The organism is Ruegeria sp. CE12 (assembly GCF_056537525.1).
Genome location: NZ_JBQFRS010000045.1, coordinates 1 through 1435 on the forward strand (window position 1 = coordinate 1; position 1435 = coordinate 1435).

The 1435-nt window shown below is 55.0% G+C and carries 1 protein-coding gene; it reads left to right on the plus strand.

What is annotated here, in order from left to right; genetic code table 11:
- The coding region (locus ACR0IO_RS23005) for an autotransporter outer membrane beta-barrel domain-containing protein (protein WP_480745162.1) at positions 1 to 1410 on the plus strand (1410 nt) is incomplete at its 5' end.
- Positions 1411 to 1435 lie beyond the last annotated feature (25 nt).

A 1435-nucleotide genomic window follows, 5' to 3' on the forward strand; every position in this document is an offset into this window, starting at 1 on the left:
AACACCGGGACGATAACGGTTTCGGCGCAAGGAGACGCTTTTGTCCGGGCGCATGGGATTACCACTGCTGCATTGCCTTCAGGCGGCGTTCTGAGCCATGGTGGCGCGATATCTGTTGCTGCCAACGGGGGCACGGATACGGAAGCTTATGGCATTTTCGTGGGTAGTGCTGAAGGTACGATCAATGTGACAGGTAACGTGTCTGCCACTTCAACCGGCAAGAGCTACGCGGTGTTTCTGGGCGACGGCGGCGGAACGCTAAATGCCGAAACTACCGCAGATATCAATGGGACCATTCGGGTCAGCGATCACGACGTAAACCTGAACAATGTCGGCGGACGAGTTGTCTATCGTTTCCAGGACGATGATACGACTAACGGTGCGTTCACCACTTCGGTTTCCTCAGCCTCTCAAGGTTGGTTTGTTGATGATGAAGGGGGCTCGGCACCTGTCTATGCCTCGTTCGACGCCGCTGAATTGCAGCTGAACACCAACCAGCCGTTCGAAATAGCGGGGCTTTCGTACAATCTTGCACGCCAGTTGGATAACGCCGATCTCGGCAGTGTCAGCCGCAACAAGGTTGTGCTCAGCACCCAGGGAAGCGGCCCAATCGAAGGGTTTCGGCCGTACTTCCTGATCAGTGGCAGCAGAAGTGATGGAACCGCAAGCGGCAGTTCTTCGGCACTTTCCTCAAACATGTGGAGCGTCAATGCTGGTCTGACCCGTGATCTCGGAACCGGATTGCGATACGGGTTTGGGGCCAGCTATTTCAAGAATGACGGAACCTTTGGCTCTTCGTCCTTCGACACCTCGGGTGTGTTTATCAGCGGGATCGTGGCCCAAAACTTCGGGTTTGCTGATCTGAGTTTTGGTCTTGGTTACGGTGACCTGGACAATCACGAGTCTCGCACCAACGGGAATGTTGCGACGGACGCTGACTATTCCAGCAACATGATAACTGCCTTGGTTGCGGCAGAGCGGGAGATTGCCTTGAAGAACGGCGCTATCCTGACCCCAAAGGCAAGCTTTCTGTACGGTAAAGAAAACCTGGATGGCTATACTGAGACGGGTAGTTCTGCCAACGCAACAATTGGCGACAGGGCTATCACATTCAATGAAACCCGGATTGGCGGTGAATACGCAACCTCTGTGCTTGGTGGGCGTCTGTCAGCTTCATTGGCGGCAGTGCACCGGGACGCGGATGCGCCGTCAATTGTGGATGTGTCTATATTCGGGAATACGCTTGCTTTGGCCTCAGGCGGAGGGGGAACCGACACTTTCGGCGAAGTGGGACTGAACTTCGAGAAGCCTTTCGATAACGGGGGATTCCTGCATCTTGAAGCAAGGTCGACCCTCGGGGCCGACGTTTCAACTCAGGCCCTCTGGGCATCCTATGAGTGGAAGTTCTAGGAAGAAAACTCTCAAGGGCCGCTAC